Genomic DNA, 20,347 nt, shown 5'->3' on the forward strand with positions numbered 1-20,347 from the left:
CATCCATGGCTCCGCACAGTTTCGTAAAGCCCATCCACCCCCTGATTCTACTTGGGTGGTTTGGCCCGGTTTCTACTTTTCGTTTGCGCTTCCGTTACCCGCGCCCAGGAACAGCCGGTAGGCTTCGTTATCGGTCATGTTTTCGTAGCGGAAACCCACCTTCTCCAACATTTTTTCGAAATCCGGAATTTCCGCTTCGTTGACCTGTGCTCCCAGCAGCACGCGGCTGTAGGCGGCGCCGTGGTTGCGGTAGTGGAACAGGGAGATGTTCCAGCGGGTGCCGAGGGACATCAGGAATTTCAGCAGGGCACCCGGGCGTTCGGGGAATTCGAACTGGTACACCACTTCGTTATCCACCGATGGCGCATGGCCGCCGACCATGTGGCGGATGTGTTGTTTGGCCAGGTCGCTGTCGGTGAGGTCGATCACAGAGTAGCCGTTTTCGCGGAGTTCCTGCACCAGGTCTTCCCGGCCGTGGCCGCCGGCCTGGATCTGGATACCGACGAAGATGGTGGCGTCGTCAGAGTCCGAATAGCGGTAGTTGAATTCGGTGATGCTGCGCTTGTGCAAGGCGTTGATAAAGGTCTTGAAGGCACCCGGGCGTTCCGGGATGGTGACCGCCAGGATGGCCTCGCGCTTCTCACCGATTTCGGTGCGCTCTGAAATGTAACGCAAACGGTCGAAATTCATGTTGGCGCCGCTGAGCGTGGCGATCAGATTTTCATTTTCGATCTGTTCACGCTCGATGTATTTCTTGATACCGGCAACACCCAAAGCCCCGGCGGGCTCGGCGATGGAGCGGGTGTCTTCGAACACATCCTTAATGGCTGCGCAGATTTCGTCGGTGGAGACGGTGATCACTTCGTCCACGTAATCTTTGCAGATTTCCCAGGGGTATTTGCCAACCTGCTTGACCGCCACACCGTCGGCAAAGATGCCCACTTCGTCCAGGACCACCCGTTCACCGGCCGCGAGCGCTGCTTGCAAGCAGTTGGAATCTTCGGGTTCAACACCGATTACCTTGATCTCCGGGCGAAGGTATTTGATGTAGGCGGCCATACCGGCAATCAGGCCACCGCCGCCCACGCAGATAAAGATGGCATGGATCGGTTGGCTGAACTGCCACATGATTTCCATGGCGACGGTGCCCTGGCCGGCAATCACATCCGGGTCGTCGTAGGGCGGGATGTAGGTGTAGCCATGTTTCTTGATCAGTTCCTGGGCATGGGCCGCGGCTTCATCAAAAGCATCGCCTTTGAGCACTACCCGGGCACCGTGGTCCCTCACCGAGCGCACTTTGATCTCCGGGGTGGTCTGGGGCATCACGATCACTGCCTTGATACCCAGCTTCTTGGCCGCCAACGCCACGCCCTGGGCATGGTTGCCAGCGGAGGCACAAATCACCCCTTTGGCTTTCTGCTCTTCAGAGAGTTGGGCAATCCGGTTGTAGGCGCCGCGAATCTTGAAGGAAAACACCGGCTGAAGGTCTTCACGCTTGAGCAGAATATTGTTGCCAAAGCGCTTGGAGAGGCTACGGGCTTCAGTCAGGGGTGTTTCGATGGCGACGTCATAGACCCGCGCATCGAGAATCTTCTTGATGTAGCGTTGCGGCATGATGGTTCCGGTTGCTGGTGATTGGCTTGGAAAAACCTACAGTGTAGAAACTTTGCACGGCAGCCGTCTATAAGCAGAGACACTGGGCGCGTATAATGCGTGAAAAATCATCTTTTTTCTCCCGGAGCTCACCATGACGCAGGACGAACTCAAACAAGCCGTTGCCAAAGCAGCCGTGGACTACATTGCCCCGAAACTGGAACGCAGCAGCATTGTCGGCGTGGGCACTGGCAGCACCGCCAACTTTTTTATCGACTTCCTGGCCCAGTACAAAGATGAATTCGACGGCGCCGTGGCAAGCTCCGAAGCCACCGCAGAACGCCTGAAAAAGCACGGTATTGAAGTCTATGACCTGAACAGCGTCAGTGAGATGGAGTTTTATGTCGACGGTGCCGACGAAACCAACGCCAACCTGGAGCTGATCAAAGGCGGCGGCGCCGCGCTGACCCGGGAAAAAATCGTAGCGGCGGTAGCCAAAACCTTCATTTGCATCGCTGATGGCTCGAAAATGGTGGACATCCTTGGCGACTTCCCGCTGCCGGTGGAAGTCATCCCCATGGCACGCAGCCATGTTGGCCGGGAAATCGTCAAGCTGGGCGGTGATCCCGTGTACCGTGACGGTGTTACCACAGACAACGGCAACATCATCATCGACGTCCACAACCTGGATATCTCCCGCCCGATCCAGATGGAAGAAAAACTGAACAACATCGTGGGCGTGGTCACCAACGGCCTGTTCGCCCGCCGCCCGGCGGACCTGTTGTTGCTGGGCACCAGCGAGGGCGTGAAGCGTATCTCCCGTAACGGCGCCTGACAGGCCACGGACTACCTGCGAAAGCTGGCCAATCGGGCCAGTTTTTTTGTGCCCAGAGAATTACAAACCAAGCGCTTGCTTGGTGACGGAGATTGCGCGACACTCGTCCCATCGAATAACAAGTACACCGGGAGCGAATCCGTGTCTGACTACTTCAACGAAACTCACGAACAGGTGCGCCAGACCGCGCGCAAATTCATCGAAACCCACGTACGCCCTTACATAGACGACTGGGAAGAAGCCGGCGAATTCCCCCGGGAAATCTACCAGCTCGCAGGCGACGCAGGGCTTCTGGGCATTGGCTTCCCTGAGGCTCTGGGCGGCATCGCTGAAGGCGACATTTTTATGAAAGTGGCGGTTTCCGAGGAACTGATGCGTTCCACCTCCGGTGGCTTTGTGGCCAGCATCGGCTCCCTGGACATTGGCCTGCCGCCGGTGGCCAAGTGGGCGAAGCAGGAAATTCGGGAACAAATCGTACCGCCGGTACTACGCGGCGAGAAAATTGCTGCACTGGCCGTTACCGAACCCGGCGGCGGCTCCGACGTGGCGAACCTGAAGACCCGGGCGGTAAAAGATGGCGATCACTACATCGTCAACGGCAGCAAAACGTTCATCACCAGCGGCATCCGCGCCGATCACTACACCGTGGCCGTGCGCACCGGAGGCGAGGGACACGCCGGCATCAGCCTGCTGCTGATCGACCGCGACACACCGGGCTTCTCCACCGGCAAGAAACTCAAGAAAATGGGCTGGTGGGCCAGCGACACCGCCGAACTCTTCTTCGAAGACTGCCGGGTACCGGCAGACCGTCTGATTGGCGCCGAAAATGCCGGCTTTATCGCCATCATGAGCAACTTCCTGGCCGAACGCCTGAGCTTGTCCGTCATGGCCTACATGACCGCCCAACTGGCCTACGAGGCGGCCCTGGATTACACCAAACAACGCCAGGCCTTCGGCCGCAACATCGCCGGCTTTCAGGTCACCCGCCACAAGCTGGTGGACATGGCGACGCAGATCGACATCGCCCGGGAATACACCTACCGCTGCGCCGCGCTGATGCAGGCCGGCAAGAACCCGATCAAACAGGTGGCCATGGCCAAGAACTTCTCGGTGGATGTGTGCGAAAAGGTTACCCGCGAAGCGGTACAGCTGTTCGGTGGCATGGGCTATATGCGGGAATCCGTGGTAGAGCGGCTGTATCGGGATGCCAAGCTTCTGTCCATTGGCGGCGGCACTACGGAAATCATGAAGGAGCTGATTGCCAAACAGATCAGGCTTTAAGCCTGGTCTGTTTGGTCTTCAGTTTTCAACCGGCACGATATCCTAGGTATCCACCCACAATTGAGCCCAGAATAGCCAATGCAGGCAGTGTGAAAACAACAGCATTCAGATTGCCACCAAAAAAATCACCGGACCTTTTTAGTGAGAAAAGACTGTTAAACGTATCGATGACCACCGGTGTCAATCCGACGAACCAGCCCACCACAGCGCCAATAAATAAACCGAAAACAATTCCAATGAACACCATAAACCACTGCATCACAACCAATCCTTGTCAAAACGATAATATGTGGCGCTAACCAACTACCTCTTAACATCCAGCATGGCGTATGGCCGGACCTGGATACTCTTGAGCAATCCCACGATCACGTCCGTGCCTTTCATCGGTGCCATCTCCGGGTAGTCCTTCATCTCGATGGCGCCTTCAATAACAAAGTGGCCGTTCTTGAAGCTGTTTACCTCGCTATCAGTCGCTATCCACCGAAACTCCCGCTCCGTCTCGCTGTACTTGCCGTCGCTGATGAACAGCCGGCCCTTGCGGCCCGCCACTTTCATTTTGCTGGAAGCCAGGAAGGCCAGCATGCCGCTGGCTTCCTTCTGCACCTCTTTCAGCCTGCCTTCGCTCGTGTAGGTGCCACCCATCAGCAAAAATCTTGAACGTTTGCCATTATAGAACTCCATGGCATACCCTTCCCGCTCCGGGGCCAGGGTATTCACCACCACGAACTCCCGGTCCAGGCAGACGCCCGCCTTCTTGTGGGGCCAGGGATGGTATTCCACCTGGGCCGCCCGTTCCTGCATCCGGGCCAAGCGTTCACGGTAGATGGCTTTGTAATCGGATTCATCCCGTTTAATGTTGCCATTTGCTTCCTGCCCCTCTACTGCAATGGCCTTCTCCACATCAGGGAAGTCTCTGAGCATAAACGCTTTAAAGCTATGCCACGCGTCCGGATCTTCACTTAGTCCCGGCATCTTGCGATAATCTGCGTAGTAAACCAGTGTTTTGAGACTACCTTCCAGCCCTTTATGCACGTAGCCGGTTTCAACAATTTCCTTCTGCCGCTGTGCTTCCACCCGGGCCTGCCAATCCTCTACACGCGACTCACCCCGGTAGGCGGTGTCGTGGACCTGTTCTTCCGGCGGGTACACCGACGTCATAATCAGTTCATCGTTGTAGCCGCTGTCGATTAGCTTCATGTCCGCCGGCAACTCCAACTGGTAGCGACCGGCGCAGTGTTCCGTAAACTCGAATTCCGGCGCCTCTTCCTCTCGCACGTCCGTCTTGTTCATGGCCATTCCTTGTGTTGTCTGTGTCAGTATTAGCAGCCCCATCAGGGTGTTGCGGATAACCGGCGCCATTCAGCCTCCCAGTTTGCGGTGTATATCCGGCAGCAGGGTTTGCAGCTCGCCCACGACCAGGTCCCGTACGTCGGGGCAGTTGAAGAACGTCTGGTGCTCCTCCGTGGCTGGCAGGGCCAGGCGCTTGAGCCCGCCGGATGCCTGCGGGTGGTCGCCGGCACCGGCGTGGACAGTGCCGTCCCCCGGGGCGGATTCCGGCTTGAGTTTGTAATCTGCCGTGTTGGCTCTAGGCGGTGGCGGCGGATGGTATTCGTGCCGGGCTTGCTGCATCCACTCGTCGAAGGCGGCCTCGTGCCGCTGCTTTTCCTCCGGCCCGTACAGGCTGACTGTGCCGTCGCCGAAAAAGACGGCGTGATTCTCGTGGCGGTACACTTGCCACTCGTCGCGGCTGCCATCGGAAACCTCGTCACCCTCCCACACGCAGCGATCAAAGGAGAGGTCGTTGTCATTGTTGCTGTAGACGAGTGTGGTGGTGTTGTGGAAGTTGTCTGCTAGCCCCTGATGAAAAACCGTATTCGCGCTCAATCTCATCCGCATCGCCCGCTTATAGGATTCCAGTTCGCGTTCCTCCAGTGTCCTCGGTTCCTTCTCCGGAGCCAACAACTCGGGCTGAATCATCCGATACCACACATCAAACCGGGAATAGAAATCAAACACACCCTCTCCGTTCCCGATATCCACTACCTCCGGAGCTTGCTCGCCAGTCTTGAGATATAGCCATTCCGGCTGGTTGTCTACCGTGCGGTACAGCTGGTTCGGCAACAACTCAAGCCCACCCTGGCAGAAGCCAAGGATGGCTGTAACGTCTGCTGCGTTCTTGCCCAGCAGGAACTTTGGCATTCCAGATTCCCCCGCGCGGAATTTCTTGTAAGTTGCCGGGCTGCCATGGGTGGGCATGGCACCGTGGATCACCGCCTCTACCTCGCCTTCCAGCCCCGACATGGTAAATCCGGCCCTGGAGGCATAGCCGCCCATGGAGTGGCTTATAACCAGGAACTTGACGTCTGCCGGCCCTATGCCGCGCTCATCCTCGTGCACTACCTGTTGGCGGAACTCCGCCAGACGCTCCTTCAGGCGCTCGCCGGCTGCCTCGTTACTCAGCATCCAGTTATAGCCCACAGCGAATACCGGAAAGCGCAACCCCGGGTATAGCCGCGACAGAGTCTGTCCCTTGTTCTCCAGATGCTTCAGGAAAGGGCCGTAGCTGTCCCAATGAACCTCGCCCCAGCCCTTACCGCGTTTTTCCTCCACTTGCGAGGGTGGTACAGCGGTATAGATGCGGAAATAGTCGTCGGTGCCTTCGTCAATCTCCAGCAGGTCGTCTTTTCGATCAACAATAGATGCTCCCTCCCTCTTGGTTTCGTCGTTAACCAACAACTGCTTGCGCTTCACCGGCCCGGCAAACATGAAGTCACTCACGCGGGGAATCACGCCGGCGTATCGGCGGGCCGCGCGGCCCCGCTCAACAACGCTGTCGCCACGCTCTTTAACACCAATCCAGCGGCGCTGGAACCATTTTCCAATAGCTTCCCAGGCGCCATCTTCTTCGTCGGCCTGGGCTTCTGCCATTTCCTGTTCGCGTTGTTTCTTGATTTCGATGGCCGCACCACTTGGGCCCTCATATTCCATTCCAGCAGCAGGATCCCAAACAGAGCTCCCGCTCCTGCGGTTTTTTCAACCTCGTACCCATAATCCCTGGCACAAACACCAGAGCCACAACGCCCGGGCGGCATTGGCAATCCTCATGACAACTCATCCACATTCTCCTTGTGCTGCTTGTGCTCCCTTGCCCATTCCAGTACCCGCTCTGCCCGAAACTGCTCGAGCGCTCCGGAATGTAGATAACCTTGTACCGCCGTATTCTCGAATGCGTCAGGCACGTAGTGCAACGCTTCCAGCAGCAGCGTGACCGCCAGCAGGCTCGTGAATCCAGCTTCTGCCGCGAGGGTCAGGCCTGTATCCAGTTGCGCCTTGCATTCGGGCCAGTCTGCCGGTGGATCGGGCAAATCCAACAGGTGGCGCGCCAACGCATATTGGCGAACTCGTTGCTGTTGGCTGGGCATGCGGTCAAGCTCTTCCTGAGTCAATGTCCATGCCATCATCAAGCCACCGTGACTGCTGGATCACCTTCAAGCACAACACCGCCGTGAGCCGTAGCGCTCCCCTGCAACACAACTGGCACGCCGTTCACGGTCAACCCGGGAGTACCCTGGCTCAGGGTGTCGGGCCCGCCGACTTTGCAGTTGCACTTATGGCCCTGCAGGGCAACCGGCGTACCGTTGACGGTAAAGGCCCCATCGCCCTCGGCAATGCCGCCACCAACGTGGGGTGTGTTACCCGAGAACATCGGGCACATGTGGTAATGACCTTTCAATGAAACGGGAATACCCATCAGATTTCCTCCATGAACGACAGGTGACGACGCACGAAACTGTCTCCGGCTTCGTTTCGCTGCCAAAGCTGATAGTGGTATGGGTGCTGGTACGGATTGAGATCGGCATGAATCAGCGTATCAAAAGGGGCCAGGAACTCATCGCGGCGAGGAGGCGGCGAATCTTCCAGGTAGGGGCTAAGTACTCGCGGGTCGTACCAGCGAAACCGCGTTGTTTCTCCTCCGGGCAAACGGGCATACAACCGCGACCGCAAGGCATCCGCCAGATGTTTATGGCCAAAGGAGCTCGAAATCCAAAGGCTGGCGTGGCCCAGCGGATCTTTCCGCAAACACACATCGATTGCCCCGGGTTCTCCGTCAACTGCAATGAGCCAGGGGCCGCTGTCGGCGAGCTCTTCGTCCTGCTGGCGGAACAGGGAAAGGGTATCCAAGCCAGCACCACGGGCAAACCACAGGGGTTCGGGACAGGCGGCGGCGTCCAGTATCAACCACTGCACGCCCCGGCAGACCAGCGCATGCTGTCGCTTGGCGTTACTCATGCACCGTCTCCACACGCGGAGCAGATATCAACCAGCGGCGTTCCCTCCCGAGCCGCGCTTTCCAGGGTTTTGATCTGCGAGACCGCGCCGGTTGAGACCGCCACCGGCCCGTTCAGCTTGATGGACGGTGAATCAATGGTCACGCCACCTGAGCCAATGGTGATCTTGCCCCCCGGGCCCTGGATAACCACGCTTTCGCTGCCGGTGAGCGTCAGGTTCCGTGTATGGATCAGCGCGCTTTCGCCGGCCTCTACCAGTACCTTGCCCTGCACTTTCTGGGTGTAGTGTCCACCCACTTCCAGATCATGATTGGCGCGGCTGAACTCGTGGCGACGATCGGCCACTTCCAGGCGATAGTGGCGGCCAATGTTGGTAAACCGGTCACGGCCAACCTCCAGGGTCTGATCCTGCCCGATGGAGGCCTTCTGGTCGCGGCCAATGTCGACCTGTTCGTCCCGGGTTACGTTAAGGCGCTGGTCGTTGCCGATGTGTTTTTCACGATCGTTGCCGACGGAGTACTTCTGGTCGTTGTAGATCTCCAACTCATGGTCTTTCTGCGCCCGAAGATAAACCAGTTGTTTTTCCTTTTCGTCTTCAAAACTTAATTCGTTGTAGCCGCCACCCTGGTGGGTCTGCGTCCTGAGCACGGTTCTGGTTCGGTTTGTGGGCAGGGTATAGGGTGGCGTGTTGGTCGCATGGTATGTCCGGCCGGTGATGATGGGTTGGTCTGGATCACCGTCCAGGAAGCTGACAATCACCTCGTGGCCTACACGGGGTAGCGCCATGAAGCCATACTGGCCGCCGGCCCACCCCTGGCTGACTCGTAACCAGGCGCTGCTGTGTTCATCGTCCGTGCCATAGCGGTCCCAGGGGAACCATACCTTGACCCTGCCGTGGTCGTCGCAATAGATTTCTTCCCCGGCCGGACCGGTCACTCGGGCTATTTGAGGGCCATCCATTACCGGGCGGCAACGGTCGTTCCGTGGTCGCCAATTTACCGTTGCCGGTATAGCGGTGAACCCATTACCGTAGGTAGTGGGCTCCCCTCCTGCTTCCTCCTCCAGCACCTGAGGCTGTACACCATGATGCGTCACGCTAATCAACAACCATTCACTATTGGCGACGTCATCAAAATGGCCCTCCAACTGAAAACGAGCCCCGGCTGTAAAATCAGCCCGATTACTTTCTCCGCTGGCGGTGCTTGCGCCCTGCCGGAGGCTATCAAGCCGTGCACGGGCGAAGGGCTCGCCGCTGGCGTCCTGCTTGTACCGACCAGGATAATCGTAGTGTTCGTAGTCTGGCCGTTGGTGCTGCAGGTCTGACGCCATTTCCACATGGTCGAGCCCATAGGCGGGGTTGCGGAAGGTGTAGTCTTTCATGGTAACCCCGGCAACACCCACTCGCTCGGTGGTATCGAACCGGTATACACAGCTTTGCCGACTGCTCCCTCCAGCCGTGGCATTGTATGGGGCATTTTCCAGTTTCAATGAATCCCGATAATGATCTGCGACGATAAACTCAGAACTCTGCCTGCCATGCTCCACCCTGAAGTGCCAACCTTCTTCAGCCGCCAACCGTTTCAGGAAGGCGAGATCTGACTCTCGGTATTGCACGCAGTACTCACGCTCTTCCGGTTTCCGGTTCAGGTCGAAACGTGTGCCTACTACCGCGTATTCCTCCAGCAACTCCCGGACAATGACTTCGGTATCTTTATGTTGGAATATCCGGCTGTTCCGGCCTATGCCGAGGCGCCAGAGTGGAGGCCTAACGATCATCTCGTACCGGGTTCGGTGGTTGCCCGCTGTACCACGGGAAAACTCGGCCACCACACCTCTGAACTGCCTCAGCAACTGCTCATCCTGGTATATCCGAAGGATTATCTCTTGCTCCAATACCTCCGATGGCGCAATGTGACTGGCCTTACTGAAGGCTGTAAGGTCAAGGGTAAATACCTCTGAAAGAGCTTCAGTAATATCGAACTCATACACACTGAAAGTGTCGTCGGGCAGTTCACCAACGCTTATGGTGAACTGTAAGCCTGTGGAACCCAGCATATGCAACGTCCTATGTCAGTGGATCAACACTCGATCATTGAGTATCAGGGGAATTGGGAGGAAAGGCGTTCGGGGCGGCAAGGGGAGACGCCGAAGTGAGAAGAGCCCGGATTACCCTCAAACGTTATCGAGAGCCCGCTTTCGTGCCAAACCTGGCAAGCCGTTAGATCAATCACCCGACCATTCCTTTGTTCCATTGTCTCTCATATCCCTTGAGAATGGATGAAATTTCACCACTTCTATACCGAAAACTACCAAAGCCCCGAGCCAGCGGCAACCTGTTGCGAAAGCTTACAGACCAACGTTTAGTTTCGGTCCACACCATTGTCCCGTATAATTACGCCCACTTTTTGAACGCAGTTAAACGCACCTCAACGTAGCAGGAAGGATCGCACATGCAATTCGACAACATCCCCGCTGGCAAGAACCCGCCAGAAGACATCTACGTAGCCATCGAGATCCCGGCTAACAGCTCCCCGGTCAAGTACGAGCTGGACAAAGACATGGGCGCCCTGCTGGTTGACCGGTTCATGGCCACCCCCATGTTCTACCCGGCCAACTACGGTTTCATCCCCCACACCCTGGCTGATGACGGCGATCCCATCGATGTGCTGGTTGTTACCCCTTACCCCATTCAGGCCGGCTGCGTTATTCGCTGTCGCCCGGTAGGCGTGCTGAACATGGAAGACGAGGCCGGTGGTGATGCCAAGCTGGTTGCGGTACCCCACGACAAGCTGACCACCACCTACCACGATGTCAAAGAGATCGACGACCTGCCGGAGCTGCTGCGCAACCAGATCCGTCACTTCTTCGAGAACTACAAGACACTGGAACCCGGCAAGTGGGTGAAGGTACAGGGCTGGGGCAACGCCGCCGAAGCCAAAAAAGCCATTGAAGATGCGGTTAACGCCTACAAAGGCTGATCGCACTTCGGGTAAAAAAAGCCGGGCAGTCATCACGACTGCCCGGCTTTTTTGTGCGCGAGATCCGGACTCTTAGCCCCTGGACAGCAGATCCCGCATATCACTGATGGCCGCGTTCGCCCGCGACAGATAGGCCGCCATGGTGAGTGAGTGATTCGCCAGCACCCCGAAGCCGCTGCCGTTCAGAATCACCGGGCTCCACATGGGCTGTTGCGTGCCCTCAAGCTCAATAATGATCTGCTTCACGCTGGCCATGGCATTCTTGTCCTGCAACACCTTGCGGAAATCCACCTCAATGGCCTTGAAGATGTGCAGCAATGCCCAGGCGCTGCCCCGGGCCTCATAGAAAACGTCATCAATTTTGGTCCAGGGCGTTTTCACGTCATCACCACCGGTGTCTTCCGCCAGCGGATCATCCGGGTTCAGGTTAGCCAGAGCTTCCGAAACCGAGGCTTTCCCAACACTCTCGCTGAGCGTTCGTGACAGGCTGCCCAACCGGGTTTCAAGGTCTGCCAGCCAGTTATTGAGGTTGTCAGCACGGGCAAAGAACTGAGCGTTAGGCTGCTCCGGGTGAGACAGCCGGTCCAGGTACCGTTTCAGCGCATTGATGCCCCGGCGGTACTCCCGCTCCGTGGAGGGAATGGCCCAGCTACCGCTGTCAAAATGAAACTGCGGTTCGGCGATGATCAGGTCCGCGTCTTCAGCAGACTGGCTCTGGGAGCGGCTGATGTCCTTACGCATAGCTCTGGACAGATCCCGCAACTGCACCAGCACACCAAACTCCCAGTTGGGCATGTTGTCCATCCACAACCCGGGTGGGAAGATATCGTTGGAAATGTAGCCACCGGGTTTGTCCAGCAAGGTTTCGGCAATCTTGATCATCGTGGCCGTGGTGGCAAAACCGGTCACCGGCTCCCGGCCCATGTCACTGGCGAGGGCACGGGTGTGCTCTCGCACAGAAAAGGTATCTGGCTCACTGCTCCAGTACATACCAAGAATGGTGGTTACAAGCAGATATACCAACAGGATCGCCAGAACAAACTTGCCAATGACACCGTTGCCTCCGGTGTAATCCTGCATATCGTCTTTCTTGTCCCTGAAGTACTGTGTGATTTTGCCCGGCATAAGGCTGCAAGTCTCCCGTCAGTTGTCAATCAGCGGCAAATGGCCTGCCAAGATGGTATCCCATGGCTCCATCAATACCCAGTTTACAGAGTACCGAGTATTCTGCTGCCGTTTCCACTCCTGTCGCAAAAACCTTCACGCCCCGGCTGCGCGCAATGGCCAGCACGGACTCCAGCCAGAAACGATTTTCATCATGGCTGTCCAGGTTATGGATGAAGCTGTTATCGATACGCATGGCCCGGAACGGCAGATTCTTCAGGTAGCTGAACGGCACGCCCCCCACCCCGAAACGATCCACCAGAACCGGCACCCCGAGCCGGACGAGCTCTCGAACCAGTGTGCTGACATCCTTGCGGTGATGGTGAATGGTCTGCTCGGCCACACCAACCCAAAGACGACTAACCAGAGGCCCTGCCTGCCCAAGACTCGCCAGCAAATCACTCCGGAACTCCGGGTCAGCAACAGACGCACTCCCCAGGGATACCGCCAGGCGCTCCCCTGGATGGCTCGCCAGGCGTTCCAGAACCCGCTCGATCAGCAGCCGGTCAATGTCCTTGATTAGCCCAAGGCGCTCGGCCACAGGTACAAACAAACCTGCCTTGAGAACCCCTTCAGGACTGTTGATACGGGAAAACACCTGATAGTGAACCACCGACTGTTCACCGCCCTGCACCATGGGCTGCAACCACAGCGACAAACTGCGGTCACGTATCGCCTGGCTGATGATCACCCGCCAGGTTTCCATGTTGTGGTGGTTCTCCAGGCCGGTTTCGGACAGCCAGCAGCAGGATTCATCCCGCTGCTGGGCCGCCACCAAGGCCTCATCGGCAGCTGCCAGCAGGTCCCGGCTACCCAGCCCTTCGGCCGTCACAGCAAGCCCCGCATGCACGATGGTATCCATCGGTGCGGCATGATCCGCATAAAGCCCGTCAAGTTCCGCCACCAGTTCTTCCGCCCATACCCGGACATCTGCCGCGGATGCGCCGGGCAGGAAAACCGCGAATTCGGCCCCGGTCCTGCGCCCGGCGAAAGATTCAGTGTGCCGCTTAACAAAGCGCTGCAGACAGCCTGCAATCTGCTTCAGGAGCAGGTCGCCCTCGCTGCGGCCATAGGCCCTGTTGTAGTCAACGAAAAAGCCGAGCTGGATCATAATCAACACGCCCGGGGCAGCCTTTTCCTCGGATTCAAGTTCAGCCCGCAGTCGCTGATCAAAGGCACTCCGACTGGCCAGGCCGGTCACGGGATCTTCGTTATTCACCTTGCGCAAATGCTGGATCAGCTTGCCTTGCCCCTCAAACAACTGGCCGAGGTCATCCGCCATCTGATTCATGGCTTCGGTAACCTGGTTCAGTTCCCGGGTTGACTTGATGTCGACCCGTTTCCGAAAATCCCGCTGCCCCAAAGCCCTGGCCTGAGCTTCCAACGCTTTCAGCGGGCTGAGTATTCGCCCCAGCAACAGGTGCAGGACGACCAAACCGGCACCGCCGATGGCCAGCACTCCCACCAACAGGCCCACGGTAATGCGCCAGAGGTCGTCGTAAGCCCGGCCCGGATGACTGACCACACGAACCTTGCCCAGACGGCTCCAGCCACGCACGACTTCGGCCTCAGCCATTGGCCGCGGCAGGGAGGTCAAACGGATAAACCAGCCAGGAGCGGCAGTACCCTGAAGCGGCATTCTTCTGCCCGCAATCAGGCTGTCACTGTGATCAAGGTATTCCACGGACAAGTACCGGCCGCTGTCGAACACGGCATCAATCAGCGACGCAGCGGCCACCGGATCTGAGCCATCAATGGCATTCGACAAGGATAAGCCCGTGGCCGTGGCGCCGTCCCGGGCATGATCACCGAGCTGATCGGCTACGTAGCCCCGAAAATAGCCGAAACTGGTGATGAACGCCGCCGTGAGAATGAGCACCAGCAAGCCACCGGTAAACACCAGTAATAGCCCCTGAAGCGTAATCACGCCGTGCTGCTGATCTCTCTTTCCAAGCATCCCCGCCATAGCTGCTGGGGCTCCGGTCCGATAATTGGTTTGATGAGTGTCTGTGACCTGTACCGCAGAGTTGACAAACATTTACATAGCGCAACCTACGCCGACAACATTAAACACTATAGACTCTGCAAAAGGACTAAGGTTAAAAAGTTAGTCCTGCCGGATCGGACCATCAAAAAATGAAAACAGACAGGCCGGAGCACAATGAACGACGAAAGCCAGAAAGAAAAACTCAGGCAGCATTTCGCCCGCCGTGTGACCACCCAGGCCAGGGTGGTTCTGGATACCTGGCAGAAGATTCGCGAAGACAGGGATCAAGCCGCGGCTTACCGCGATGAGCTGGTCTCGGCAACGGACAAGCTGGTCCGCTATGCCAAACGGTTCGAAATGGAGAGCCATGCCGCCGCTGCGGAGCACATCCTGGGACTGCTTGAGCACTGGCACCAGAGCTCCCCCCTTGAGGATGACCAGGCACGACAACTGGAAGATGCCACCGAGACTCTGCGCCATTGCACCCAACGCCGTACCGACCAGGAAACCTCCGACACGCCCCAGCAATACCGACGCACACCGGTTTACATTGCGCTGTCCAACGGTGAAATGGCCGCCCGCCTGATCCGCCAGCTGGAATTTTTCGGGTTCCGGGCCTCCGCGTTCAGCAGTGCCTCTGACCTGATTGAAGCCTGCGCCCTGAGCAAGCCGGAAACCATCCTCATGGATGTCAACTTTGGCGGCGACACCAACAGTGGTATTGCCACTGTGGAGCAGCTACAGGAGCAGCACGACACGCCCATACCGATCATCTTCATGAGCGATGAAGACGGCAGCATTGAAACCCGCCTGCGAGCATCCCGGTGTGGCGGCGAGGAGTTTTTCTACCCGGCGGTGGACCCCGGGCAGCTGATCGAAAAGATCGAAACCTACACCCACGGCAATACGGTCGAGCCCTACAAGGTGCTGGTTCTGGATGACTCCCGGGCCCAGGCCAAATACATGGAAACGGTGCTGAAGAAGGCGGGCATGACCGCCCACATCATCACCGATCCGATGCAGATTATTCACGCCCTGGAAGAGTTTTCGCCGGAAATCATCATTCTGGACATGTACATGCCCGGCTGCACTGGTATGGAGATCGCCCGGGTGATCCGTCAGCAGGATCGCTTCCACAGCGTTCCCATCATTTACCTGTCCGCGGAAGAAGACGTCAGCAAGCAGCTGCACGCCATGAGCCTGGGGGGCGACGACTTCCTGACCAAGCCCATCGACCCCAAACACCTGATTGCCACCCTGCACAACCGTGGCCGCCGGGCCCGGTCATTGCTGGCACTGATGATTCGCGACAGCCTCACCGGACTGTATAACCACACCCATACCCTGCATCTGCTGGAGCAGGAAATCGTGCGGGCCCGGCAGAAAGACCAATCCCTGTGTTTCGCTATGCTCGACATCGATTACTTCAAAAAGGTAAACGACACCTTTGGCCATCCCATTGGCGACCGGGTGCTGCGAAGCCTGTCGATGTTTCTCAAGCAGCGACTGCGAAAATCCGATCACATCGGTCGTTATGGTGGTGAGGAATTTGCGATCATTCTGCCCAACACACGGCCCGGTGACGCCCGCAACGTGTTGAATGAAATCCGCGAGCGCTTCTCCGAGTTGGTACAGCCGGCCGGCGACCGGGAATTCAACGTCACCTTCAGTTGCGGCATCTCCGCCTGGCAGGGTGACAGCGCCCAGTCCCTGTGCGAGCGCGCAGACCGGGCGCTTTACACGTCCAAGGAACATGGTCGCAACTGCGTTACCACTGCAGAAGACTAAACCCCGGACATCAGGCAGCGGGCTCCACAGTCAGAAATACCGCTGTCTGATTCAGCAGCTGATAGGCCACCTCACCGAAGGTAATCGGCCCCGTCAGCTCGGCAGTGGTCCGACCTTCCAGCTCCGAGTATAGGTAGTTGAGGATACAGTTACAGCCAAACACCAGATTACCGGCATGGTCAGGCATGGCGGCGAGAAACGCGGTCGGGTAATCTTCCACCGGCCGGGCAAAACGATAACTCACCCCCTCGAAAACCGGTGCATAAAGGTTTACCACTCCGGCCTGCTCGTCGACAGACTGAATGCTTACGTTGACCATTGCGCCACAGTAGTCCGCCACCAACGGCAGCTTCTGATGACGGCCTTCGCGCAACACAAGATCGGCGAAGTTGTGAGGCTGGCCATCCACCCGGCACCGACCTACCGCACGACTCGTTGCCTCGAACGTCAGCTCAGGGCCGGTGCCTGCTTCAAACAGATTGACGATATGAACAACCGCGGAGAGGCTGTCGTCCAGAGGCACATGGAGCACCACCGCCCGGTCACTGAAACACTCCCCGCTCCGACCATCAAAAACAACCGCTTTGCCCTGAGCCAGCTCATCGAGATGCACACCAGAGACCCAGCCTACAATCGGTTTCAGGTACATGTCGGGAAACTCCGGCGCATGGTGCGCATAGGCTTCCAACACCTTACTACCGGCAGGCAAAATTATGATCGAATAGCCATTCTCAGGGGCATCTTCCAGAACATTGCGCAGCGTGATTTCGTCGTAGTGGTTCACGCTGGCGTCCCCGTCACCGAGATCTTGCACAAACAGCCTGTCGCGGCAACACTGGCCACCATCGCCAGTCATGAAGTATGGCGTGCTCCCTCCCACCCAGGTACCCCGGGGCAGAGTGGCCAATAACGCCTCATCACCGGCAATGGCCAAAGCCCTTCCCGCCTTGATCAGCTCGGCTGCCTCCGTTGGGGTCATCATCCCCGCCTGCGTGGTTTTGCTCACGAGTCTATCCCCTCAGCGCTCTCTCGAAATGTCGCCAACTGGGCGATTTCATGACCAAGCTGTTTTTCGTGCTTGATAAAAAATCGTCTGAGCGTGTTCACCCTGAGAATCTTCGCATCGTGACTGGTCAGGCCCGAAAACTCCTGCCGACTCCGGGCCAGCAGTAGCTTGAGACTCAGAAGGCGAATATCCATCGGTGTGTCAGAGGCCAATAAATTGAACCACACGGGATCACCGGTCGGCGGAATAACCTGCCGGGCAGCGCCCGGCGAAGCACTTTCAGCCAAAGCACCTTCAAAGCCATGATCGGTACCATGCACGCCTTCGCTGATGGCATGGCGTATCTGCCAGGCCAGGTAAACGTCAATGTCGAGCAACCTGCACACTTGTCGATACCCCAGCCCGGCGTTCAGGCACTCAATCACCTTCTGGGCCAGACCATGCGTATAGTCATCACCGGCAGGGCCAAGAAACGGTACCGTCTCAGGCGGCTCTGCGCCCTGCTCCGGCAAACTGGCGTGGATGTAGGTTTTTAAAGGGCCCACATTGGCATGGCGCCAGCACGATTTCGGCTGCACAAATGCCGGCCGACCAAACCAGGACTTTCCGGTTCTGAGGTAGGCATGAAGCTCCCGACGCTGCGCATCCACCTTGATGCGGTCCACAACCCACGGTTCTTTCAATTCAAGTAACTGACGGCAGATCTCGGTGTCTCGCACGATACCTCCCTGGTAATCCCTATGCCTTGAAACACCCAGTCTGGCAGCATATTCCCGGGCCAGACAGCCGACTATCGCATCAATCGGCCGGGACTTAAGACCCAAGCCTACTGGGCACAAAAAGTACTGAACCTGAACGTATCGCTCAGGCATCACCTCGTGCCCGCCGTTTTGTCGGCGCTGCATGAAACCAATGTCGAATACCGGCATGGCTCACCTTCATCGACAATGATTGTCATCAACGAAATGTCATCGCGCTTACAGCGATTGCTGTGTAACCTTTTTAAGACCAATGTACGACAGGCAAGATTGTCAAAAAGTGTTGATCTGAGGCTAACAAGTACGCACCATTGAGGTAACGTGCCGTTATCTTCGGCGATCCTGTAAAACACCAAGGCAGACAGAACCATGTCGACCATACTTGTGCTCCATGGCCCTAACCTCAACATGCTCGGCACCCGGGAGCCCGAGGTCTATGGCTATGAAACACTGGCCGATATTGACGACCGCTTGCACCAGAAAGCGGCCGAGCAAGGTCACCACCTGCTGCATTTGCAATCCAATGCAGAGTACGAATTGATTGAGCGGGTACATGAGGCCCGGGGTGAGGGAGTGGATTTCATCATTATCAATCCTGCCGCCTTTACCCATACCAGTGTCGCCCTGCGGGACGCCATGCTGGCCTCCGGCATACCGTTCATAGAAGTGCATTTATCAAATGTGCATGCGCGGGAACCTTTCCGCCATCACTCCTATTTTTCAGATATCGCCGAAGGGGTTATCTGCGGGCTGGGCAGCCAGGGCTACGACCTTGCCCTGCAGGCTGCACTGCAACGAATTCACCGATAGACCAGAGACAACGGGACTGGAACAGTTATGGATATTCGTAAAATCAAGAAACTGATTGAACTGCTCGAGGAGTCAGACGTCGAGGAGCTGGAGATTCACGAGGGTGACGATTCAGTTCGTATATCGCGCCGTCGGGAACAGGCCTCCGGTGGCCAATACGTGAGCCACTACTCAGCACCCGCGCCCCAGGCTCCGGCACCGACCCCAGCACCCGAGGCAGCGCCGGCTGAACAAACCTCTGCACCAGCCGCCATCAATGGCCATGCAGTGAAATCTCCGATGGTGGGCACCTTCTACCGCTCACCGTCCCCGAGCGCTGCAGCGTTTGTCGAAGTTGGCCAGAAGGTAAACGTTGGTGATGTCATCTGCATTGTGGAAGCCATGAAGATGATGAACCAGATCGAGGCTGACAAGGCCGGCACCATCACCGAAATCCTGGTCGAGAATGGCCAGCCGGTGGAGTTTGACCAGCCCCTGGTCGTCATTTCCTGAATTCGGTGATTGTTAACCATGGCCATGTTAGAAAAAGTTCTGATCGCAAACCGCGGTGAAATCGCCCTGCGAATCCTCCGCGCCTGCAAAGAGCTGGGCATCAAGACGGTAGCCGTGCACTCGCAGGTTGATCGCGACCTTATGCACGTTCGTCTCGCTGACGAAACCGTCTGCATCGGTCCCAACAGCGCGACGGAAAGCTACCTGAACATCCCGACCATCATCAGCGCTGCAGAAGTAACGGACTCCGTAGGCATTCACCCGGGTTACGGCTTCCTGGCTGAAAATGCCGACTTTGCTGAGCAGGTCGAGAAAAGCGGCTTTCGCTTTATCGGACCGAAGGCGGAAACCATCCGCCTGATGGGCAACAAGGTATCTGCCATTGAGGCCATGAAGAAGGCCGGCGTGCCCACCGTGCCCGGGTCTGACGGCCCGCTGACGGACGACGACGAGCGCACCCTCCAGGTGGCCCGCCAGATCGGCTACCCGGTCATGATCAAGGCCGCTTCCGGTGGCGGTGGTCGTGGCATGCAGGTGGTGCATTCCGAGGCTGCATTGCTGAAAGCGGTGCAAATCACCCAGACCGAGGCCAAGAACGCTTTTGGCGACCCGACGGTCTATCTGGAGAAGTTCCTGGAAACACCACGCCATGTGGAGATTCAGGTACTGGCGGACATGCACGGCAACGTGATCCATCTTGGCGACCGGGACTGCTCCATGCAGCGGCGGAACCAGAAAGTCATCGAGGAAGCCCCGGCCCCGAATGTTGACCCGGTATCCCGGGAACGCACGCTCAAGGCCTGCGTCGACGCCTGCAAGGAAATCGGCTACGTGGGTGCCGGCACCTTTGAATTCCTGTACCAGGACGGCGAGTTCTATTTCATCGAGATGAACACTCGAGTACAGGTTGAGCACCCGGTCTCCGAGATGGTGACCGGTGTTGATATCGTCCGTGAGCAGCTGCGCATTGCCAGCGGCCTGCCGCTGCAATACAGCCAGGACGAAATCCATATCTCCGGCCACGCCATCGAGTGCCGGATAAACGCCGAAGATCCGAAAACCTTCGTGCCCAGCCCCGGCAAGGTAAAACATTTCCATGCCCCCGGTGGCAATGGCATTCGTGTCGACTCCCACCTGTACAGCGGCTACACGGTACCGCCGTACTACGATTCCCTGGTGGCCAAACTGATCACCTGGGGCGATGACCGGGAGATTGCACGCCGGCGCATGAAGAACGCGCTGGACGAAATGCTGGTCGAGGGCATCAAGACCAACCAACCCCTGCATCGAAAACTGGTACGCGATGGTGGCTTTAAACAGGTAGACTTCACCATCCACTACCTTGAGAAACTGATGCGGGATTAAC

General features: G+C 57.5%; 19 protein-coding genes. 7 read left to right on the forward strand and 12 right to left on the reverse strand.

What is annotated here, in order from left to right:
• Positions 1–72: 72 nt before the first annotated feature.
• A complete protein-coding gene (gene ilvA / locus ACNSOI_RS17075; protein ID WP_420194609.1) occupies positions 73–1,614 on the reverse strand; it encodes a threonine ammonia-lyase, biosynthetic in 1,542 nt (513 codons plus the stop codon).
• A gap of 133 nt (positions 1,615–1,747) precedes the next feature.
• Here ilvA and rpiA point away from each other — a divergent pair, with 133 nt between their 5' ends.
• On the forward strand, positions 1,748–2,428 hold the full coding sequence (gene rpiA, locus ACNSOI_RS17080; RefSeq protein ID WP_061330715.1) for a ribose-5-phosphate isomerase RpiA: 681 nt from the start codon (positions 1,748–1,750) through the stop codon (positions 2,426–2,428).
• A gap of 141 nt (positions 2,429–2,569) precedes the next feature.
• A complete protein-coding gene (locus ACNSOI_RS17085) occupies positions 2,570–3,709 on the forward strand; it encodes an acyl-CoA dehydrogenase family protein (RefSeq protein WP_420194610.1) in 1,140 nt (379 codons plus the stop codon).
• Between the two features lie 25 nt (positions 3,710–3,734).
• On the opposite strand, the gene ACNSOI_RS17090 is transcribed toward ACNSOI_RS17085, so the two are convergent.
• The 7 genes from ACNSOI_RS17090 to ACNSOI_RS17120 all read right to left on the reverse strand — a co-directional run bounded on the left by ACNSOI_RS17090 (position 3,735) and on the right by ACNSOI_RS17120 (position 10,053).
• Entirely contained in the window at positions 3,735–3,971 is a 237-nt protein-coding gene (locus tag ACNSOI_RS17090; protein WP_286251974.1) for a hypothetical protein, read from the reverse strand.
• A gap of 41 nt (positions 3,972–4,012) precedes the next feature.
• The gene (locus ACNSOI_RS17095; RefSeq protein WP_420194611.1) at positions 4,013–4,999 is read right to left on the reverse strand and encodes a hypothetical protein; all 987 of its coding nucleotides are present in this window, start codon (positions 4,997–4,999) and stop codon (positions 4,013–4,015) included.
• Positions 5,000–5,068: 69 nt separating this feature from the next.
• Positions 5,069–6,697 (reverse strand): hypothetical protein, encoded by a 1,629-nt coding sequence (locus ACNSOI_RS17100; protein WP_286251978.1) that lies wholly within the window; start codon positions 6,695–6,697, stop codon positions 5,069–5,071.
• Positions 6,698–6,810: 113 nt separating this feature from the next.
• Positions 6,811–7,170: a hypothetical protein gene (locus ACNSOI_RS17105; RefSeq protein WP_286251980.1), complete on the reverse strand. Its 360-nt coding sequence runs from the start codon at positions 7,168–7,170 to the stop codon at positions 6,811–6,813.
• Entirely contained in the window at positions 7,170–7,460 is a 291-nt protein-coding gene (locus ACNSOI_RS17110) for a PAAR domain-containing protein (RefSeq protein WP_286251983.1), read from the reverse strand. The genes ACNSOI_RS17105 and ACNSOI_RS17110 overlap by 1 nt, the downstream gene beginning before the upstream one ends.
• Positions 7,460–7,999, reverse strand: coding sequence for a DUF4123 domain-containing protein (locus ACNSOI_RS17115; protein WP_420194612.1), 540 nt, complete (start codon positions 7,997–7,999; stop codon positions 7,460–7,462). The genes ACNSOI_RS17110 and ACNSOI_RS17115 overlap by 1 nt, the downstream gene beginning before the upstream one ends.
• Positions 7,996–10,053 (reverse strand): type VI secretion system Vgr family protein, encoded by a 2,058-nt coding sequence (locus tag ACNSOI_RS17120; RefSeq protein ID WP_286251987.1) that lies wholly within the window; start codon positions 10,051–10,053, stop codon positions 7,996–7,998. Before ACNSOI_RS17120 ends, ACNSOI_RS17115 begins: the two co-directional genes overlap by 4 nt.
• A 395-nt stretch (positions 10,054–10,448) precedes the next feature.
• Between ACNSOI_RS17120 and ppa the strand changes: the two genes are divergently transcribed.
• A complete protein-coding gene (gene ppa / locus ACNSOI_RS17125; protein ID WP_072676227.1) occupies positions 10,449–10,976 on the forward strand; it encodes an inorganic diphosphatase in 528 nt (175 codons plus the stop codon).
• 72 nt (positions 10,977–11,048) lie between these two features.
• Here ppa and ACNSOI_RS17130 read toward each other — a convergent pair whose 3' ends face one another.
• Positions 11,049–12,101, reverse strand: a complete 1,053-nt coding sequence (locus tag ACNSOI_RS17130; protein WP_061330718.1) for a DUF2333 family protein — start codon at positions 12,099–12,101, stop codon at positions 11,049–11,051.
• A gap of 25 nt (positions 12,102–12,126) precedes the next feature.
• The gene (locus ACNSOI_RS17135) at positions 12,127–14,106 is read right to left on the reverse strand and encodes an EAL domain-containing protein (RefSeq protein ID WP_138435831.1); all 1,980 of its coding nucleotides are present in this window, start codon (positions 14,104–14,106) and stop codon (positions 12,127–12,129) included.
• Positions 14,107–14,301: 195 nt separating this feature from the next.
• Here ACNSOI_RS17135 and ACNSOI_RS17140 point away from each other — a divergent pair, with 195 nt between their 5' ends.
• The gene (locus ACNSOI_RS17140; RefSeq protein ID WP_420194613.1) at positions 14,302–15,915 is read left to right on the forward strand and encodes a diguanylate cyclase; all 1,614 of its coding nucleotides are present in this window, start codon (positions 14,302–14,304) and stop codon (positions 15,913–15,915) included.
• A 10-nt stretch (positions 15,916–15,925) separates the two neighbouring features.
• On the opposite strand, the gene ACNSOI_RS17145 is transcribed toward ACNSOI_RS17140, so the two are convergent.
• Both ACNSOI_RS17145 and ACNSOI_RS17150 read right to left on the reverse strand, forming a co-directional pair.
• Positions 15,926–16,921, reverse strand: a complete 996-nt coding sequence (locus tag ACNSOI_RS17145) for a DUF6976 family protein (protein WP_420194614.1) — start codon at positions 16,919–16,921, stop codon at positions 15,926–15,928.
• Positions 16,918–17,850: a hypothetical protein gene (locus tag ACNSOI_RS17150; protein ID WP_420194615.1), complete on the reverse strand. Its 933-nt coding sequence runs from the start codon at positions 17,848–17,850 to the stop codon at positions 16,918–16,920. Before ACNSOI_RS17150 ends, ACNSOI_RS17145 begins: the two co-directional genes overlap by 4 nt.
• 198 nt (positions 17,851–18,048) lie before the next feature.
• Between ACNSOI_RS17150 and aroQ the strand changes: the two genes are divergently transcribed.
• The 3 genes from aroQ to accC are packed head-to-tail and all read left to right on the forward strand — an operon-like array spanning position 18,049 to position 20,346.
• The gene (gene aroQ, locus ACNSOI_RS17155) at positions 18,049–18,489 is read left to right on the forward strand and encodes a type II 3-dehydroquinate dehydratase (protein ID WP_061330721.1); all 441 of its coding nucleotides are present in this window, start codon (positions 18,049–18,051) and stop codon (positions 18,487–18,489) included.
• A gap of 27 nt (positions 18,490–18,516) precedes the next feature.
• A complete protein-coding gene (gene accB / locus ACNSOI_RS17160) occupies positions 18,517–18,981 on the forward strand; it encodes an acetyl-CoA carboxylase biotin carboxyl carrier protein (protein ID WP_420194616.1) in 465 nt (154 codons plus the stop codon).
• A gap of 18 nt (positions 18,982–18,999) precedes the next feature.
• Complete coding sequence (gene accC, locus ACNSOI_RS17165) at positions 19,000–20,346, forward strand: acetyl-CoA carboxylase biotin carboxylase subunit (protein WP_152439173.1); 1,347 nt, start codon at positions 19,000–19,002, stop codon at positions 20,344–20,346.
• Position 20,347: the final 1 nt, after the last annotated feature.

It is taken from the genome of Marinobacter sp. GH_1 (genome assembly GCF_048595985.1).
Classification (GTDB): Bacteria; Pseudomonadota; Gammaproteobacteria; order Pseudomonadales; family Oleiphilaceae; genus Marinobacter; species Marinobacter shengliensis.